The organism is Lysobacter niastensis, from assembly GCF_015453285.1.
GTDB lineage: Bacteria > Pseudomonadota > Gammaproteobacteria > Xanthomonadales > Xanthomonadaceae > Lysobacter_J > Lysobacter_J niastensis.
The window spans coordinates 42,326-56,708 of record NZ_JADLZT010000009.1 but is presented as its reverse complement, the minus strand read 5'-3'; the positions used below and the strand labels follow the sequence as shown (position 1 = coordinate 56,708).

16 protein-coding genes are annotated in these 14,383 nt (G+C 64.3%); 11 read left to right on the top strand and 5 right to left on the bottom strand.

Features of this window, described 5'->3' with window-relative positions:
• Window positions 1–82: 82 nt before the first annotated feature.
• Window positions 83–1,123 carry a LysR substrate-binding domain-containing protein gene (locus tag IU514_RS15520; protein ID WP_194932056.1) on the bottom strand — a complete coding sequence of 347 codons (1,041 nt, stop codon included), beginning with the start codon at window positions 1,121–1,123 and terminating at the stop codon, window positions 83–85.
• A 410-nt stretch (window positions 1,124–1,533) separates the two neighbouring features.
• Here IU514_RS15520 and IU514_RS15515 point away from each other — a divergent pair, with 410 nt between their 5' ends.
• The gene (locus tag IU514_RS15515; RefSeq protein WP_194932055.1) at window positions 1,534–2,445 is read left to right on the top strand and encodes an MBL fold metallo-hydrolase; all 912 of its coding nucleotides are present in this window, start codon (window positions 1,534–1,536) and stop codon (window positions 2,443–2,445) included.
• A gap of 225 nt (window positions 2,446–2,670) precedes the next feature.
• On the opposite strand, the gene IU514_RS15510 is transcribed toward IU514_RS15515, so the two are convergent.
• Window positions 2,671–3,183, bottom strand: coding sequence for a tautomerase family protein (locus tag IU514_RS15510; protein WP_194932054.1), 513 nt, complete (start codon window positions 3,181–3,183; stop codon window positions 2,671–2,673).
• 348 nt (window positions 3,184–3,531) lie between these two features.
• Between IU514_RS15510 and IU514_RS15505 the strand changes: the two genes are divergently transcribed.
• The gene (locus tag IU514_RS15505; protein WP_194932053.1) at window positions 3,532–3,900 is read left to right on the top strand and encodes a nuclear transport factor 2 family protein; all 369 of its coding nucleotides are present in this window, start codon (window positions 3,532–3,534) and stop codon (window positions 3,898–3,900) included.
• A gap of 35 nt (window positions 3,901–3,935) precedes the next feature.
• Here IU514_RS15505 and IU514_RS15500 read toward each other — a convergent pair whose 3' ends face one another.
• The gene (locus tag IU514_RS15500; protein ID WP_194932052.1) at window positions 3,936–4,655 is read right to left on the bottom strand and encodes a hypothetical protein; all 720 of its coding nucleotides are present in this window, start codon (window positions 4,653–4,655) and stop codon (window positions 3,936–3,938) included.
• A 395-nt stretch (window positions 4,656–5,050) separates the two neighbouring features.
• Between IU514_RS15500 and IU514_RS15495 the strand changes: the two genes are divergently transcribed.
• From IU514_RS15495 to IU514_RS15460, 8 genes are all read left to right on the top strand, one after another.
• On the top strand, window positions 5,051–6,676 hold the full coding sequence (locus tag IU514_RS15495) for a cbb3-type cytochrome c oxidase subunit I (protein ID WP_194932051.1): 1,626 nt from the start codon (window positions 5,051–5,053) through the stop codon (window positions 6,674–6,676).
• Between the two features lies 1 nt (window position 6,677).
• Window positions 6,678–7,331, top strand: a complete 654-nt coding sequence (locus IU514_RS15490; RefSeq protein ID WP_194932050.1) for a cbb3-type cytochrome c oxidase subunit II — start codon at window positions 6,678–6,680, stop codon at window positions 7,329–7,331.
• A complete protein-coding gene (locus tag IU514_RS15485; protein ID WP_194932049.1) occupies window positions 7,331–7,546 on the top strand; it encodes a hypothetical protein in 216 nt (71 codons plus the stop codon). The genes IU514_RS15490 and IU514_RS15485 overlap by 1 nt, the downstream gene beginning before the upstream one ends.
• A gap of 26 nt (window positions 7,547–7,572) precedes the next feature.
• Window positions 7,573–8,100, top strand: coding sequence for a c-type cytochrome (locus IU514_RS15480; protein ID WP_194932048.1), 528 nt, complete (start codon window positions 7,573–7,575; stop codon window positions 8,098–8,100).
• A 14-nt stretch (window positions 8,101–8,114) separates the two neighbouring features.
• Entirely contained in the window at window positions 8,115–8,735 is a 621-nt protein-coding gene (locus tag IU514_RS15475) for an SCO family protein (RefSeq protein ID WP_194932047.1), read from the top strand.
• The gene (locus tag IU514_RS15470; RefSeq protein WP_194932046.1) at window positions 8,732–9,319 is read left to right on the top strand and encodes a hypothetical protein; all 588 of its coding nucleotides are present in this window, start codon (window positions 8,732–8,734) and stop codon (window positions 9,317–9,319) included. The genes IU514_RS15475 and IU514_RS15470 overlap by 4 nt, the downstream gene beginning before the upstream one ends.
• A gap of 319 nt (window positions 9,320–9,638) precedes the next feature.
• On the top strand, window positions 9,639–10,331 hold the full coding sequence (locus IU514_RS15465; protein WP_194932045.1) for a hypothetical protein: 693 nt from the start codon (window positions 9,639–9,641) through the stop codon (window positions 10,329–10,331).
• Window positions 10,332–10,471: 140 nt separating this feature from the next.
• Window positions 10,472–11,251 carry a hypothetical protein gene (locus IU514_RS15460; protein ID WP_194932044.1) on the top strand — a complete coding sequence of 260 codons (780 nt, stop codon included), beginning with the start codon at window positions 10,472–10,474 and terminating at the stop codon, window positions 11,249–11,251.
• 87 nt (window positions 11,252–11,338) lie between these two features.
• Here the strand turns inward: IU514_RS15460 and IU514_RS15455 are convergent, their stop codons facing one another.
• Together IU514_RS15455 and IU514_RS15450 are read right to left on the bottom strand one after the other, a co-directional pair.
• Window positions 11,339–12,487, bottom strand: coding sequence for a fatty acid desaturase family protein (locus IU514_RS15455; protein ID WP_194932043.1), 1,149 nt, complete (start codon window positions 12,485–12,487; stop codon window positions 11,339–11,341).
• A 7-nt stretch (window positions 12,488–12,494) separates the two neighbouring features.
• Window positions 12,495–13,598 carry a ferredoxin reductase gene (locus IU514_RS15450; RefSeq protein WP_194932042.1) on the bottom strand — a complete coding sequence of 368 codons (1,104 nt, stop codon included), beginning with the start codon at window positions 13,596–13,598 and terminating at the stop codon, window positions 12,495–12,497.
• A gap of 89 nt (window positions 13,599–13,687) precedes the next feature.
• On the opposite strand from IU514_RS15450, the gene fabR reads away from it, so the two are divergent.
• Window positions 13,688–14,335 carry an HTH-type transcriptional repressor FabR gene (gene fabR, locus IU514_RS15445; protein WP_194932041.1) on the top strand — a complete coding sequence of 216 codons (648 nt, stop codon included), beginning with the start codon at window positions 13,688–13,690 and terminating at the stop codon, window positions 14,333–14,335.
• The last annotated feature ends 48 nt before the right edge of the window (window positions 14,336–14,383 follow it).

The following is a 14,383-nucleotide window of genomic DNA, read 5'->3' as shown; positions in this document are numbered from 1 at the left end:
GGCGATGCCAGGAGCTGATCATCGCCTGCACCTAGGCATTGGCCCGAATGCACGACATTCGAACCATGCACGGATACGAGCTTCAGCCTGTGATTCCATCGCTAGCGTTCGGTGCATCCGCATCGTGCGCCCGGCTTGTGTGGAAGCGGGCCATTTCCGTCACGCAAGCCAGATTCAAGGCGCGGACGCGGGTGGTGATGTAGTCGATGAAGACACGAATGCGCTTGGGCAGTTGCCGCCGGCTCAAGTAGCACAGGTAATGTCCCTGATCGTCGGCTGCGAACTCGCAGAGACAGGTCACCAACTCACCTTTTCGCAACGCTTCGGAGACCTGGAACTCCGGTAGCTGCGCCAGCCCGCGACCGTTCCGCACGGCGCTCATCATCAGGTCGTCATCGTTGAGCACGATATCGCCTTGCGGCGTGACGGGGTGTGCGAGGCCATTGACCTTGAAATCCCAGCACAACAGCCGACCGTTAGGCAGCCTCCGGTTGATGCACGTGTGCGACTTCAGGTCTTCGATGGTGGCGGGCAGCCCATACCGGCGTGCGTAAGCGGGCGACGCGCAGACGAGCATCTGCCTGGGAATCAACTGCTTGGCGATCACCTGACAGTCGCTCAGCCGGCCGTCGCGGAAGGCCACGTCGACGCGGTCGGCCGTCAAGTCGACCACCCGTTCGTCCAGCATCAGCTCGATGGCGATCTCCGGATAGAGCTTGCGGAACTCGTTCATCAGTGGAGCCAGGACCTTGCGTCCGAAGCCGTGCGGCGAACTGATCCGAAGTTGCCCGCGCGGTGGGCCATCGCGCAAGTCGCGCATTTCCTCCAGAGCCTGCAGGATGCGATCAACACCGGGCAGGCAGTTCTCGAAGAACCGTTCGCCTTCGGTGGTGAGCGTGGTGGAACGCGTGGTTCGTGAGAACAGACGTGTGCCCAGTTGACTCTCCAGTTTCTGGATGCTTCGACTTACCGCCGAACGGCCGACCCCCAGGCGATCGGACGCTCGCGCGAAGCTGCCTTCGTGTGCCACTGCGATGAATGCCATGACGCCCGAGTAACTGGCCGAGAAGCTCGATGGCAGTGAACTGAGGCGGTCCACCGGAACCTGGGTCATCGCATTCATCGTGGTGCCTTGTTCGGCTCTCTAGGCGAGGCAGCACCAGCGGTGTATCCAGAGAGCATGCCAGCACGCACGTCGATCAATGGCACGGCATCTCGCGGACGTGACTCGATTGCGTGGCTTACGATTGGGTATGTCATGCGTTAACTAAGAAGGCGAGCGAGCACACCCGCAGCGTATTGTTCGATCAGGCCATTCCGGTAGGACCGGTGTTGACCGCACCGTGGTTCACGCCAGGAATCAATGAACAGGGCAGGAGGCCTTGATGCGTCTGGTGAAGCTAACCATGCTCGGTCCATAGGGCCTTCTGCCGTGAAGCGCACCCGGCAACCCTGGGTGCTCAACGGCAAACAGCAGCCAGCGTCCGACTGGTTTGGCCCGGCCGGTCGGGCGCTAGTCGTGGAGATTTCCTCATGTCTTTCGTGAATACCACCGCGCGTTCCGTTAGCCGGCCCGATGATCTGGTCCCTTCCCGTTACGCGCTGCGAGTCGGCGATATTGAAGTGCTGGTGATCAGCGATGGAGTGTTTTCACTGCCAGCCGAGACGTTGGCCACCAATGCCGCCCCGTCGGATCTGGCGGCATGGCTGCGCGACAGATTTCAGTCTCCAGACGCGTACAAGTGGCCACTGAACGTGGTCGTGGTGCGTAGCGGCGGGCGGACCGTACTCATCGACTCTGGGGTAGGGGCGGAGTTCCCTGACTCCCCGGGAGTTGGACGGTTGGCCTCGCGATTGGACGCCGCCGGCATCGATCCCTCATCCGTGACCGACGTGGTGATTACCCACCTGCACGTGGACCACGTTGGAGGGCTGCTTGCCGACGGACTGGGGGGGCGGCTGCGTCCTGGCGTGCCGATCCACGTGGCGGCCGCCGAGCTCGAGTTCTGGGCGTCGCCCGATTTCTCCCGCAACACTTTCGGCGGGTTTCCGGACGTGCTCCGCTCGGCCGAAGAGCGGTTCGTGGAAAAGTACCGCAGCCAGCTTCGTCCATTCGAGGCGGAGCACGAGGTGGCGCCGGGGGTGGTCGTGCGTCGCACCGGAGGCCACACCCCCGGGCACAGCGTGGTCCGCCTTGCGTCCGGCGGCGAGCGGCTGACGTGCCTCGGGGACTCCGTGTTTCCGGATCACTTCGATCATCCAGAGTGGCATAACGCTTTCGACCACGACCCCGAAGAGGCGGTTCGTGTCCGGGTCCGTCTCATGCAGGAACTGGCGGCAACCGGTGAGCCGGTGGTGGCCTGTCACTTACCGTTCCCATCCCTGGGCCGGGTGGCGGTCGCCGGTGACGCGTTTCGTTTTGTACCGAGCGACTGGGATTACTGAAGCTCATCTCAGAGGGTTGGGCTCCTTGGGGGCCTGCCCTCGAGACAGCCTCTGACCGTGGTCAGCCAAGCTTCTCTCTTAGTCTCTGAATCGCGAAGTCCAGAGAATGCGCGCAGTCTCTGCGTAACGAGGCGCTGGCTAGGATAGATCAGGTTTGCCGTCGAGGGCTGTGATGACGATGTGGCGCTGACGTGTTGCATATCGTCTGCCCATCGACGCGCACGCTCACTTGTCGGTCGCTCGAACTATTCCCAGGCCCAGCGCCTTTTCGCTGCGCCGTCGCGCGAGCCGTTCCTCGCCTTCGCTCCGCCTGTCTTCCCCGGCGAGCATGGCGTGAATATCGGGTAGCCGGAGAATGATTCCCTTAGCACCCCATTGGCCGTCGGGAACTTCTGTCGGAAAGACCCATACGCGGGGCGCGATCTCATCGAAAGGCGTGTTCTCGGCACGAGCGACCGCCTCGGTGATTTCCCTGACAACGGTCGCACGCGATTCGTCGGTGTACTGGCCTTCGGGCGCAAACGGGATGATGCGGTAGCGCGGCAACTTTGAAGGCTCGCCTCCGACGAAGACTGCTGCGGGGCGATGCAGGTGAAGCACGGAGATCCGTTGTGCATTTGAACTACCCGGATCGTAGCCTTCTGCTCTGATGAGGATATCGGTCAGCTCCTTGAGAAGGCGCGCTTCCGCGTCAGGAGTGAGGGCATGTTCCGGGATGAATGCGTCGATCATTGGCATGGAGATGAACCTGTTCTGGATGGAGCGCGGAAACTCGCTTGGCGTGTGCTGATCGGGCCAGTGGCGCCGACCCAGGCAATCTAGGAGCCCGGGGCACACAAGAAAATCCGCGCTGTTCGGCGGTCTGTCTTTCGTGTTCTGGAAGAAATGTGGCCGTCGGGCAGTGCTAAAGCATCTTTCGCGAGCGCGACATCACCGATGATCACCCTCCCGGGTGATGCAACACGGGAGCTATTGGCGCAGCACGATAATCAAGACTGTCTGGCGGTTCGACGAACCGGTCGATGCCTTTGTGCCACTGCTATCGCCCGTTGCATGCTTTCCAACCATCCCGTCATGGCCATCACAATGAACATCGAATCTGTAGCCAAGCGCCTGGTCGAGTTGTGCCGCGCCGCGCAGTACGAACAGGCGCAGCGCGAACTGTATGCACAAGACGCCATCAGCATCGAACCGCCGTGGGCCCCGGCGGGATCGCTCGGCAATGCCACGGGCCTTCCGGCCATATTCGAGAAGAGCCGCAAGTTCGCAGAGGGCGTCGAGGAGGTCCACAGCGCCGGCTGCAGCGACCCGGTGATCGCGGGTGACTGGTTCAGCGTCGCGATGACAGTGGATGCGACCTTCAAGGGCATGGGTCGCTCACAGATCAACGAAATCTGCGTGTATCGCGTTCGCGACGGCAAGATCGTGCACGAGCAGTTCTTCTACGGCTCGTAAGGCTGCTCGACTCGGATCTCGGCGGGAGACGCCTTTCACTCCAGGCGGAAGCGACTCAGATCGATCGAGACCATCAGCAGATCACGCACCGGATGCAGATCGGGTCCACGTAGATACACCCGGCGCCGGCTCGGAAACTTCAGCCCATCCACGTCGACGATATCGTGGACGTACTGCACGGCGCCAAAGCCACCGGCAACGTCGACCTGGTAGTCATGCCTGCGCAGCAGGAAGTCGGGGCCGAAGTAGAAGTCCTGCCGCGCACTGTGGCTGGCGATGTGGCCTGGAAAGCTCATGCGCAGGCCGCGCCATGTTTCATCGCCGTCTTTCCACGGGTCGATCTCCTCGGCCTCGAAACCCGGCATGGCCAAGGAGAAGGGTGCGGACAGATATGTCCACATCGCGTATCCACTGAAGTAGGCGCGGTGAAGCGGATCCCACGGCGTGGTCATGCCATGACCTTCGAACGCCCCTCTCGGGTCCAGGCGTTCCCGAACCACCTCGCCGTCGACGGTTTCGATGGCAACGCGATCCGCCGTGAACGCGGTTTTCCACTCTGGTCTTCCAAACGGGGCGACCGAAGCACGCTCCTCATGGAGTGATACCCGGACCGTCCGGGGCGTCGGATCCTGGAGGAGTCCCTTGAGGGGCCAGAATCCGCCGCCTGTAACAATCGTGGCGGAAAGGGCGTCATGCCGCTTCCAGCGAGTCAGCCCGCCATGGGCATCGATGACATTGGCCAGGAGAGCATTCATGGCGAGCCCCCGATGCGGATTGCAGGCGGGTTTCTTTGGCTGCGCGCTTCGCGCAGGACGTGAGTGCGGGGGATGTTCATGAAGCTTCCTCAGGAGAGTGTCGGCAAGCACGCTCGTTCGGCGAGTGGCCTGCGATTCGAAGCTACTCGCGTCGATCAGTCGCAGAAAGAGCGCACGGCGAAATGCTTTCTTCCACACCACGGAAGAATGAGGCTCCGAAATGTTGCTGCGAGGCGCCCGCGCTGCGCGTGCCGGCGCCGATGGCGTCTCCGAGCGTGCGTTCTGATCGGCGAACTGATCCGGTTTTCGACGAGGTCATCTGCGCCTTACTAACCCGATAGCGCAGGCGTACGCTGCGCCGCGCCTTGAAAGGTCCGGGTACACCGAGTAACCAAATGAACCCCACCGCTTTATTGCTCGCCACGTTCCTCCTTTCGATTGGCGGCCTGTTCGCTTTCATCTGGTCCCTGCGCAAGGGACTCTTCGATCAGGAATCCAGCGGCGCCGGCGTGATCTTCGCCCCGGAAGAGATCGGCCGCTTCGATGACCCCGCAAACGGCATCTCGCGCCTCGAGCCCCGTGACGCCGCACAGCAGGCCGAACTGCGCGACCGTGCAACCGCGGACCGGGCCACGGCGGTTCCAGTGTTCGTGTTGTTCACCTTCGCGGTGGTGTGGTTGCTGGTGGGCTCGGCGGCCGGATTGCTGAGCTCCATCAAACTTCATGTGCCCGACCTGCTGGTGGACCAGTCATGGCTCACCTTCGGGCGATTGCGCACCATTCATCTGAACGTTGTGGCTTACGGCTGGGCGCCGATGGGCCTGCTGGGCCTGGTCGTCTGGCTGCTGCCGCGCCTTCTGCGCACGCCGCTGCAGTTTCCGCGCCTCATCATCACCGGTGCGCTCATCTGGAACGCGGGCCTCGTCACCGGCATCGTCGGCCTCGCCAACGGACTCAGCACGGGCATGGAATGGCTCGAGATTCCCTGGTACATCGGCACGCTGTTCGCCATTGGCGGGATGATGATCGGCTTACCGATGGTGTTCATGCTGCGCCAACGTCGGGTGCACCACCTGTATGTCTCGGTCTGGTACATGGGCGCCGCGTTGTTCTGGTTCCCGATCCTGTACATCGTGGCCAACATCCCGGGCCTGCACTTCGGCGTGGAGCAGGCGACGATGAACTGGTGGTACGGGCACAACGTGCTCGGTCTGTTCTACACGCCGTTGTCGCTCGCCTGCGTCTACTACTTCCTGCCCAAGGTGATCGGCCGTCCGGTGCAGTCATACAACCTTTCGCTGCTGGGCTTCTGGACGCTTGCGTTCTTCTATGGCCAGGTCGGCGCCCACCATCTGATCGGCGGACCGATCCCCGAATGGCTGGTCACGCTTTCGATCGTGCAGAGCGTGATGATGCTGATCCCGGTGCTGGCGTTCTCGATCAACCAGCACCTGACGCTGAAAGGATACTTCGCCACGCTCAAGCGCTCGCACACGCTTCGCTTCGTCGTGTTCGGTGCCATGATGTACACGGTTGCCTCGGTGCAAGGGTCCTTCGAAGCACTGCGCTCGCTCAACTCGATCACCCATTTCACGCACTTCACCGTCGCCCATGCCCACATCGGCCTGTACGGGTTCGTGTCGATGGTGCTCTTCGGCGGCATGTACTTCGCCGTGCCGCGAGTCCTTGACGTCAAGTGGCCCAAGCCCGCGTTGATCTCCCTCCATTTCTGGCTGGTCGTGGCCGGCTTCGCGACCTACATCGTGATGCTCAGCATCGGCGGCGTCCTGCAGGGACTGTCCTTGCTGGATGCAGCCAAGCCTTTCATCGAGTCGGTGAAAGTGACCCATCCCTGGCTGATCGGACGCAGCGTGGGCGGCTCGCTGATGACGCTTGGGCACTTCGTGTTCGCCGTGCACTTCTTTCTGGCACTCAAGGCTGCCGAAAGGCAGCGTCAGGTCGTCGCCACCGCAGCGCGCAGTACCTCGCACGATCCGACCCCTCTGACCGCGACGCACTGAGATGGAAAACGAAGTCAAACTTGTCGGTGGTGCGATGCTGACCCTCGCGCTCGCCACGGCAGCAATGATTGCGGCCCCCTTCCTGCAGCTCAAGGACGTGCCGCCGCCGAAGGGACTCAAACCCTATACGGACCAGGAGCTGCGCGGCCGCCAGATCTATATCTCCAACGGCTGTATGGCGTGCCATACGCAGCAGCCCAGCGCCACCGGCGCCGGTCGCGCCGATGCATCCCGCGGTTGGGGACGTCCATCGGTCGCTGCGGACTATTTCTACGACCGGCCGACACTGCTCGGCACCATGCGCACAGGCCCCGACCTGTTCAACGTGGGCGATCGCATCCCGTCGCAGGACTGGCACTACGGACATCTGTACCAACCGCGGGCCTATGTGCCGGCGAGCGTGATGCCGGCATATCCGTTCCTTTTTGAATCGATCGTCGACGCCGAAGTCCGGCCGGGGCAATACACGGTGCCATTGCCGAAGACGGCCACGCCTCCCGGGCGCAAGATCGTGCCAACGCGTGACGCGGAAGACCTGGTCGCTTACCTGAAAGCGATGCGCCGGAAGTACGAGGTCGTGGAAGCCGGCAACGCCGCCCAAGCGAAGGAGCAGGCCATGGCCATCCGCGAAGGCGAGGGGAGTGGAGTGAACTGATGAAGAACCATGAACCACCCGCTGGCCGCGACCAGGAGCACCCGGATCCGCAGGAGCTCCATCGACCGATTCCGAAGATCTTCCTCGTGCTGGTCGCGCTCTTGCTGACCTGGGCGGTCTACTACATCGCTTCACAGAAGCCCGGACTGGGAAGTTCGAGCACGCCCGAAGCGAAGCAGTCGTCCACCGCTGCGCCGACCGCGCGAGCCGGATGACCGCCTGACCTCGGTCAACCTTTTTCATGCGTGACCACCGTTTGACGCTTTGGAGTCTTTCGCTCGGATTGGCTGTCTGGGCGGTTCTTCCGTGGATGCGGACAAACCCGGCGAAGGATCTGACCCGGCTTCAGGCGTCTGCGCCCGTACGGGCTGCCGTTGTCGATGCGACACGGTCGCCGGCGCGGTTGTACGCGAGCTCGTGTGCGAGTTGCCACCAGAGCCAGGGCGAAGGGCGGTTTCCGGTCTTTCCACCGCTTGCCGGATCGCCGTGGGCAAATGGCGATCCCGATCGCCTCATCGCCATCACGCTGCACGGTCTGAGCGGCCCTGTCGACGTGAACGGCATCGGCTACTCGGGACTGATGCCAGGCTTCTCGCATCTGAGCGACCGCGAAGTGGCCGACGTACTCACCCACGTCCGCGGGTCGTGGGGTAATGACGCGCCGCCGGTGACCGAAGCGGACGTTGCTGCCGTGCGTAGCCGGACGGTCGATCGTCGCCCGCCATGGACCACAAAAGAGCTGATGGCGGAACGCGGGGCAGGGCAGTGAGCAGAACACGACGGATGCTGCCCACCTGGATGGCCGTCGCCGCAGTCGCGATCGCAACGGTATGCGGCCTCCATGTCATCACGCATGGATTCCACGCCGTCACGAGCGATCAGGCGCGGCAGCGCGTACTGGCGGAGTCGCCGCGTGATCTGCCCCCAATCCGACTGCTCGACAGCCATGGCCAGAACGTGGACCTCAGGCAGATTGCCGCCAAGCGGCCGTACACGGTCGTGTCGCTGGTCTACACACAATGCACAACGCTGTGCCTCCTGACTGCGTCAGGCGAGGCATACCTGCAAGCCAAGCTGCGCGATGCGGACATCGAGGGGCAGGTCGGCCTGCTGACCATCAGCTTCGACCCGGCCCGGGACACACCCGACGAATTGGCGCAGTACGCGCGTCGCGTAAAGGCCGACCCGGGGCATTGGACTATCGCCACCGTGGCGGATTCGTCCGACCTCGCCAGTCTCCTCAATGCCTTTGGAGTAGTCGTCCTTCCCGACGGCGCTGGCGGGTACACGCACAACGGCGCGCTGTTTCTTGTCGACAGGCGCGGGCGTCTGTTCGATGCGCTCGACCCCGATGCCGCAGACCTGGCGTTCGTTCGAATTGCGGCACGGGTCCGGTCGCCATGATGCGCTCGCGCTGGCATGCGGTCGGGAAGGCCATCGCGCCTGGAGCGGCACTGACTGGGATCGCGCTGCTCCAGCCTTGGCTTGAGCAGAAGATGGTGACCCACATGGTCGTCGAACTGCCGCTGCTGTTCGCGATCGGCGCGTGGGCCGCCACGCCGGGAACGGGAAAAGGACCGTCCTGGTTGCGCCAGGTCAACGCCAGTGGCCTGACGGGTCTGACGATGTCCATGGTGGTCTCGGCATTCTGGATGCTGCCGTTGTCGCTCGATGCCGCCGTGCTGAATCCATTCGTGGGATGGCTGAAGGTCTGTTCGCTGCTGGCGGCCGGCTGGCTCACCCGCATCTCGCTTCGTGAAGCACGCCCCGCCGTCCAATCGTTCTTCGTCTTGAACTGGGCGTGGATGACCGGAGCGGCCGGCGCGCTCTACCAGCAGGCGCCGGAGCGTCTGTGCAGCACCTATCTCCTGGGCGATCAAGCCTGGGCCGGCATGGGGCTCGTGGCCCTCGCGATCGCGACCGTGTTGGCGTGGATGGCACTGGCCTTCCGGGAAGCCCCGGCTGTGATGAACTCTTCTCGCTACTGACGCGGCGATAACCTGGGCTTATCGGCGGTACGCCAAGTGAGTGCAAAGGAGCGAGGCGGAGAGCCTTCAGCGAGCGTCCGCTTTCGATCCAAAGCGGACGCTGGATGGCCGGGCAGGCCGGCACGTAAAGCCCACGTAGCCCGGGTAAGCGAAGCGCACCCGGGGCTGTCGTCTACGGCGAGACAGTCCCGGGTGCGGCCTTCGGCCTTACCCGTCCGGTGCGAATGCTGGGCATGCACATCGTCCTGCGCGTCGATGCAGTACGTTTCGCTGTGGCGCCTGACCGCATCACGTCGATGTCGGCGTCCCAGGAGCCTGCATGCGCGGTCTTGACTTCAATTCCTGGAAGACTTTGCTGTCCACGATGATCGGGCTGGCGTTGGTCACGCTGATCGGCGTGGGTATCCGGTTGGCGCTGATGCAGACCGTCCAGCACCGGCGCGAACGCGAGAATCGGCAGATCAACGAGCGCCTGCGCACGCTCATCGCCGCCTACAAGGTCCTGGGAGGCTCCTTTACCGGCAACCTGGCGGTCGATCCGATTCTTTTGAGCGACCTGCAACGCGGCAGCCAGCCTGGTGGCGTGGAGCCTGGGATGTCGCGGCTTGCCGAATGGCCGCGCACCGAGCGATCGCGGCGCAAGCGCCACGCCGTCGAGAGTGCGTTGTCCGACGTCTTGCTGCTCGGGACCGACGAGCAGGTCAGGCTGGCCGCGCATGCCGCCGCCGAGCTGGCGGCTGGCCGCCCCGTGTACACGCATGAACTGGTGGTCTCATTGCGCAATTTCATCCGCAGCGTGCTCGACCTGGACCCGGTGCCAGGCGACCTCCTCATTCCGCCGCAAGGTCCCAGTCGCCCATCATCACCCGCAAGAGATAAAGGCGAAGGCGGCGCTAGCGCTGAAGCGAAGCAGGGCGGCGACAAGGCCGGCATGGCCGGCATGGGCGGGGCCGCCGGTGTCGGCATGGGACTCGGCTTGTCCGCCGATGCTGAGCACGAGCACCGGGATTAGTTTCGGACAACCGGCAGGTGCGCGCGGCGCGCCCCGTAGGACAATCCGGATGCTGGCGCGGGCTGGCGCTGCCGTGATCCAGCAGGTATGCACGGACCCCGCCACGAGGAAAGCCTGGCCGATCCCGCAAGGAGGTCGTAATGAGCAGGTCGAGCCCGAGAACCCCCGCGACCCCGAAGACCCAGCGCACGGGTGCCCATCCGCTGGCAGAGATGGATGCCGTCGAGGTCAAAGTAACGATCCGACCCGACCAGGAGCTGCGTGCGGCGCGCGCGATGGAGGTCGACGAAGACACGGCGGAGGTCCGCGTCATCTACTTCTACGACACGCCGCGTCTCGACCTGTTCAAGGCTGGCGTCGCCCTGCGTGCCCGGCTCGTCAAGGGCGATGACGACGATTCCACCGTGAAGTTCCGACCGGTGAAGGCGGACGCCATCGCCGAGGAGTGGCGCCGAACGGAAGGCTTCAAGCTGGAGGCAGACTGCGTCGGCAATCGCGTGGTGTGCTCCGCCTCCCACACCGTCGTGCAGCAGCGCGACGAGATCGAGGAGGTCGCCAAGGGCGAGCGGGCCATCGCCAAGCTGTTCTCCAGCGACCAGGAACGCTTCCTGGGCGAGTTCTACCAAGGGAAGTTCGATTTCGAGGAGCTCCGCGTCATGGGCCCCATCCGCGTGCTGCGCTGGAAGCTGAAGCACAAGGGCTTTCCCTATCAGCTGACCATCGAGGAGTGGCGGCTCCCCAACGGCGATGACCTGGTCGAGGCCTCGATCAAGGTGCCGCCGGACGAGGCGCCCCGCGCCCACGAGGAATTCGACCAGCACCTGAAGCAGCTCGGCCTGGACCCTAAGGGCGCGCAGGAAACCAAGACGCGTACCGCCCTGGAATACTTCGCCAAGGCCTACAGGGAAGCCAAGTCGTAGCGCCCGCCCGAAGCGCGCGGCGCGCGTTTTTACAGATCGACGTCCCGAGGCATTCGGGGTCGATGCCCGATTCGCTGTTCGCAGCGCTCAGGACGCCGAATGCAGCAACCGCGTCTTTCGCGCCACCGGCCGGCTGGGCAAGGCGTGGCGCAGGATGCGCCAGATCACCTGCCCGAACTGCCGCGGCAGCGAGCCGGTGTTGTAGAGCTGTCCGTAGCGCTCGCAGATCTCGCGCACCTCCACGGCCATCGCGGCATAGCGGTTGGCCGGGACATCGGGATAGAAATGGTGCTCGATCTGGTGGCTGAGGTTGCCCGACATCAGGTCCATCAGCTTGCCGCCGGTGAGGTTCGAGGAACCGCGGAGCTGGCGCAGGTACCAATGGCCGCGCGACTCGCCTTTTATCGAGTCCTTCGAGAACGTCTCCACGTCCGCGGTGAAATGACCGCAGAAGATGATCGTGTAGGTCCACAGGTTGCGCAGGACGTTGGCCACCACGTTGCCCAGCAGCACCGGCAGGAAGAACGGGCCGGCCAGCAGCGGGAACAGCACATAGTCTTTCAGCACCTGTCGCGCCATCTTGCGGCCGACCGGACGGAACAGCTTGCGCATCTGCGCGTTGCTGGTCTTGCCGAACAACCAGCGGCCCAGCCGCAGGTCCTGGATCGCCACGCCCCACTCGAACAGCAGCGCGAAGATCACCGCGATGACCGGCTGGAGGAGATAGAACGGCTTCCAGCGCTGCTCGGGGAAGATGCGCAGCAGGCCGTAGCCGATGTCATCGTCCATGCCGCGCACGTTGGTGTAGGTGTGATGCTTGAAGTTGTGCGTCTTGCGCCAGTTGTCGCCGGTACCGGCGATGTCCCATTCGTAGGTCTTGCCGTCCAGGTGCGGATCGCGCATCCAGTCGTACTGACCGTGCATGACGTTGTGGCCAAGCTCCATGTTCTCGAGGATCTTGGACAGCGCCAGCAGCAGCACACCTGCGATCCACGCGGGCACCAGCACGGCCGGCACGAACGCGCCGCCGATCGCCCCGGCCATCAGCAACAGTCGCCCCGCGAAGCCGGTGTAGCGCACCGCCTTGACGATGGCGCGGATGTAGTCGGCATCGCGCTGGCCAAGGGTGGCGACGGTGCGTGCGCGCACGCCATCGAGTTCGACGGCAAAGCGGTCGAGCTCGTCTGCGGACAGCGCGCGGTTCCGGGGGGGCGTACTCTTCCTGGGCAGGCTCATGTCGGGATCACAGTTCAAGTACGAGATCGCTGGTCGCGCTGTTGACGCACAGCCGAAGGGCGGACACTGGCTCGTGTTGCACGTCGCCGGTATGGAGGTGCCGGGTCGTGCCGGAGCGCTTGCCACAGGCGCAGGTATTGCAGATGCCCATGCGGCAACCGGAGGCGGGCTTGAGCCCCTCGGCTTCCAGGGCCTTCAGCAACGACTGGCCGCGCGGCAGCGTGAGCGTCCGGCGGCTCGCCGCCAGCGTCACCTGCACGGTGCCGCTGTCCTCGATCACGCGCGGCAGCGGCGTGAACGCTTCTGCCTGGAAGGACTGCGCGCGCGACGCCACCAGCGTGCGCGCGCCGTCGACGAAGCCGCCCGGGCCGCAGGCATGGATTCGGCGCGTCGGCAGGTCCGGCACCAGCGCCGAAAGTTGCGAATCGCTGATTCGGCCTTCGCATTCGTCCGCGGCTGTCGCGGTGTCGCGTGTCAGGATGAAGTGCACGCGGAAATCGGGGTGCTGGGCGGCCAGGTCGCGCAGTTCGTCGACGAAGCAGTGTTCGTCGCGGGTGCGCGCCCAGTAAAGCAGTGTCAGCGGTGCCGGCATGCCGCGTGCGGCCAGTTCGCGGGTCATGGCAATCAGCGGGGTGATGCCACTGCCGGCAGCGAGGAACAGCCAGGCGCCTTCCACGGCATCGGGCAGGACCATCTCGCCGAAGGCCTGGCCCAGGTCGAGTACGTCTCCGACCTTTGCTTCGCGGCACAGATGCTGGCTCAGCTTGCCGCCTTCGATCGCCTTCACGGTGACCGCGATGCTGCCATCCGCCCGGCGGGTGTCGCTCAGGCTGTAACTGCGCGTAACCCGGGTGCCTTCGATCTCGGCACTGAGGTTGATGTGCTGGCCAGGCCGGATGCCGCCCCAGTGACGGTTGGGTTGCAACAGCAGGGTGACTGCATCGATGGACTCGACCCGGCGTGCCACGATCCGGGCCAGCGGGCGGTCCCAGGACCAGGCCGGATCGACCTTGGAGGCCCAGAAATCAAAGACTTCCGGACTCACCAGCGGCCGAAGCATGCGCTTCAGCCGGCCCGGCGGGCGGAGCGAAGGAGTGGGGGCGGCGCTCATGACCGCACTATACACACGAGAATACATACGTGTATACACGTGTATATTAATGCTGGCCGATATGATTCAGCGCCCGGGTCTTCCACCCCATGACGATCGCCGTGACTCAGCCCCCTGCCTCCGCCGACACCGCCTCAGGGCGCAAGGCCTCGATTTCCCGGGACGACCTCCTGGCGGCAGCCCTGAGACTGATCGGGCCGCACCGCAGTGTCTCCAGCCTCAGCCTGCGCGAGGTCGCGCGCGAAGCCGGGATCGCCCCCAACAGTTTCTATCGCCAGTTCCGCGACATCGACGAACTCGCCGTGGCGCTGATCGATCTGGCAGGACAATCGTTGCGCAGGATCGTCGGCGCGGCGCGCCACCGCGCGGCAACCGACCACAGCATCGTTCGCGGCTCGGTCGAAGCGTTCGTGGAGCAGGTGCGCGCCGACGACAAGTTGCTGCATGTCCTGTTGCGCGAAGGCACCGTGGGTTCGGACGCGTTCAAGCGTGCAGTGGATCGCGAACTGACGTTCTTCGAGGAAGAGTTGCGCATCGACCTGGTGCGCCTGTACGCCGCCGGCCACGTGACGCTGCACGAACCGGCACTGGTCGCCAAGGCGATCACCCGCCTGGTGTTCGCGATGGGCGCCACGGCCATGGACTCGCCGCCGGAAAAGGACGCCGAACTCATCGAACAGCTGACGCACATGGTCCGCATGATCCTGGCGGGCGCACGGGTCGTCGCCGCGAAGTAACCGGTCGACCGGCTGTTGGTGGCTGGACGCAACCAATCCGGGGGCACG

Bases quoted from the DNA above. Each gene is read 5' to 3' on its own strand.
- IU514_RS15460 (WP_194932044.1), top strand. From the start codon at position 10,472: ATGAGCAGGTCGAGCCCGAGAACCCCCGCGACCCCGAAGACCCAGCGC.
- IU514_RS15470 (WP_194932046.1), top strand. From the start codon at position 8,732: ATGATGCGCTCGCGCTGGCATGCGGTCGGGAAGGCCATCGCGCCTGGA.
- IU514_RS15450 (WP_194932042.1), bottom strand. From the start codon at position 13,598: ATGAGCGCCGCCCCCACTCCTTCGCTCCGCCCGCCGGGCCGGCTGAAG.
- IU514_RS15480 (WP_194932048.1), top strand. From the start codon at position 7,573: ATGCGTGACCACCGTTTGACGCTTTGGAGTCTTTCGCTCGGATTGGCT.
- IU514_RS15505 (WP_194932053.1), top strand. From the start codon at position 3,532: ATGAACATCGAATCTGTAGCCAAGCGCCTGGTCGAGTTGTGCCGCGCC.
- IU514_RS15465 (WP_194932045.1), top strand. From the start codon at position 9,639: ATGCGCGGTCTTGACTTCAATTCCTGGAAGACTTTGCTGTCCACGATG.
- IU514_RS15515 (WP_194932055.1), top strand. From the start codon at position 1,534: ATGTCTTTCGTGAATACCACCGCGCGTTCCGTTAGCCGGCCCGATGAT.
- IU514_RS15510 (WP_194932054.1), bottom strand. From the start codon at position 3,183: ATGCCAATGATCGACGCATTCATCCCGGAACATGCCCTCACTCCTGAC.
- fabR (WP_194932041.1), top strand. From the start codon at position 13,688: ATGACGATCGCCGTGACTCAGCCCCCTGCCTCCGCCGACACCGCCTCA.
- IU514_RS15485 (WP_194932049.1), top strand. From the start codon at position 7,331: ATGAAGAACCATGAACCACCCGCTGGCCGCGACCAGGAGCACCCGGAT.
- IU514_RS15490 (WP_194932050.1), top strand. From the start codon at position 6,678: ATGGAAAACGAAGTCAAACTTGTCGGTGGTGCGATGCTGACCCTCGCG.
- IU514_RS15495 (WP_194932051.1), top strand. From the start codon at position 5,051: ATGAACCCCACCGCTTTATTGCTCGCCACGTTCCTCCTTTCGATTGGC.
- IU514_RS15520 (WP_194932056.1), bottom strand. From the start codon at position 1,123: ATGAATGCGATGACCCAGGTTCCGGTGGACCGCCTCAGTTCACTGCCA.
- IU514_RS15455 (WP_194932043.1), bottom strand. From the start codon at position 12,487: ATGAGCCTGCCCAGGAAGAGTACGCCCCCCCGGAACCGCGCGCTGTCC.
- IU514_RS15500 (WP_194932052.1), bottom strand. From the start codon at position 4,655: ATGAATGCTCTCCTGGCCAATGTCATCGATGCCCATGGCGGGCTGACT.
- IU514_RS15475 (WP_194932047.1), top strand. From the start codon at position 8,115: ATGCTGCCCACCTGGATGGCCGTCGCCGCAGTCGCGATCGCAACGGTA.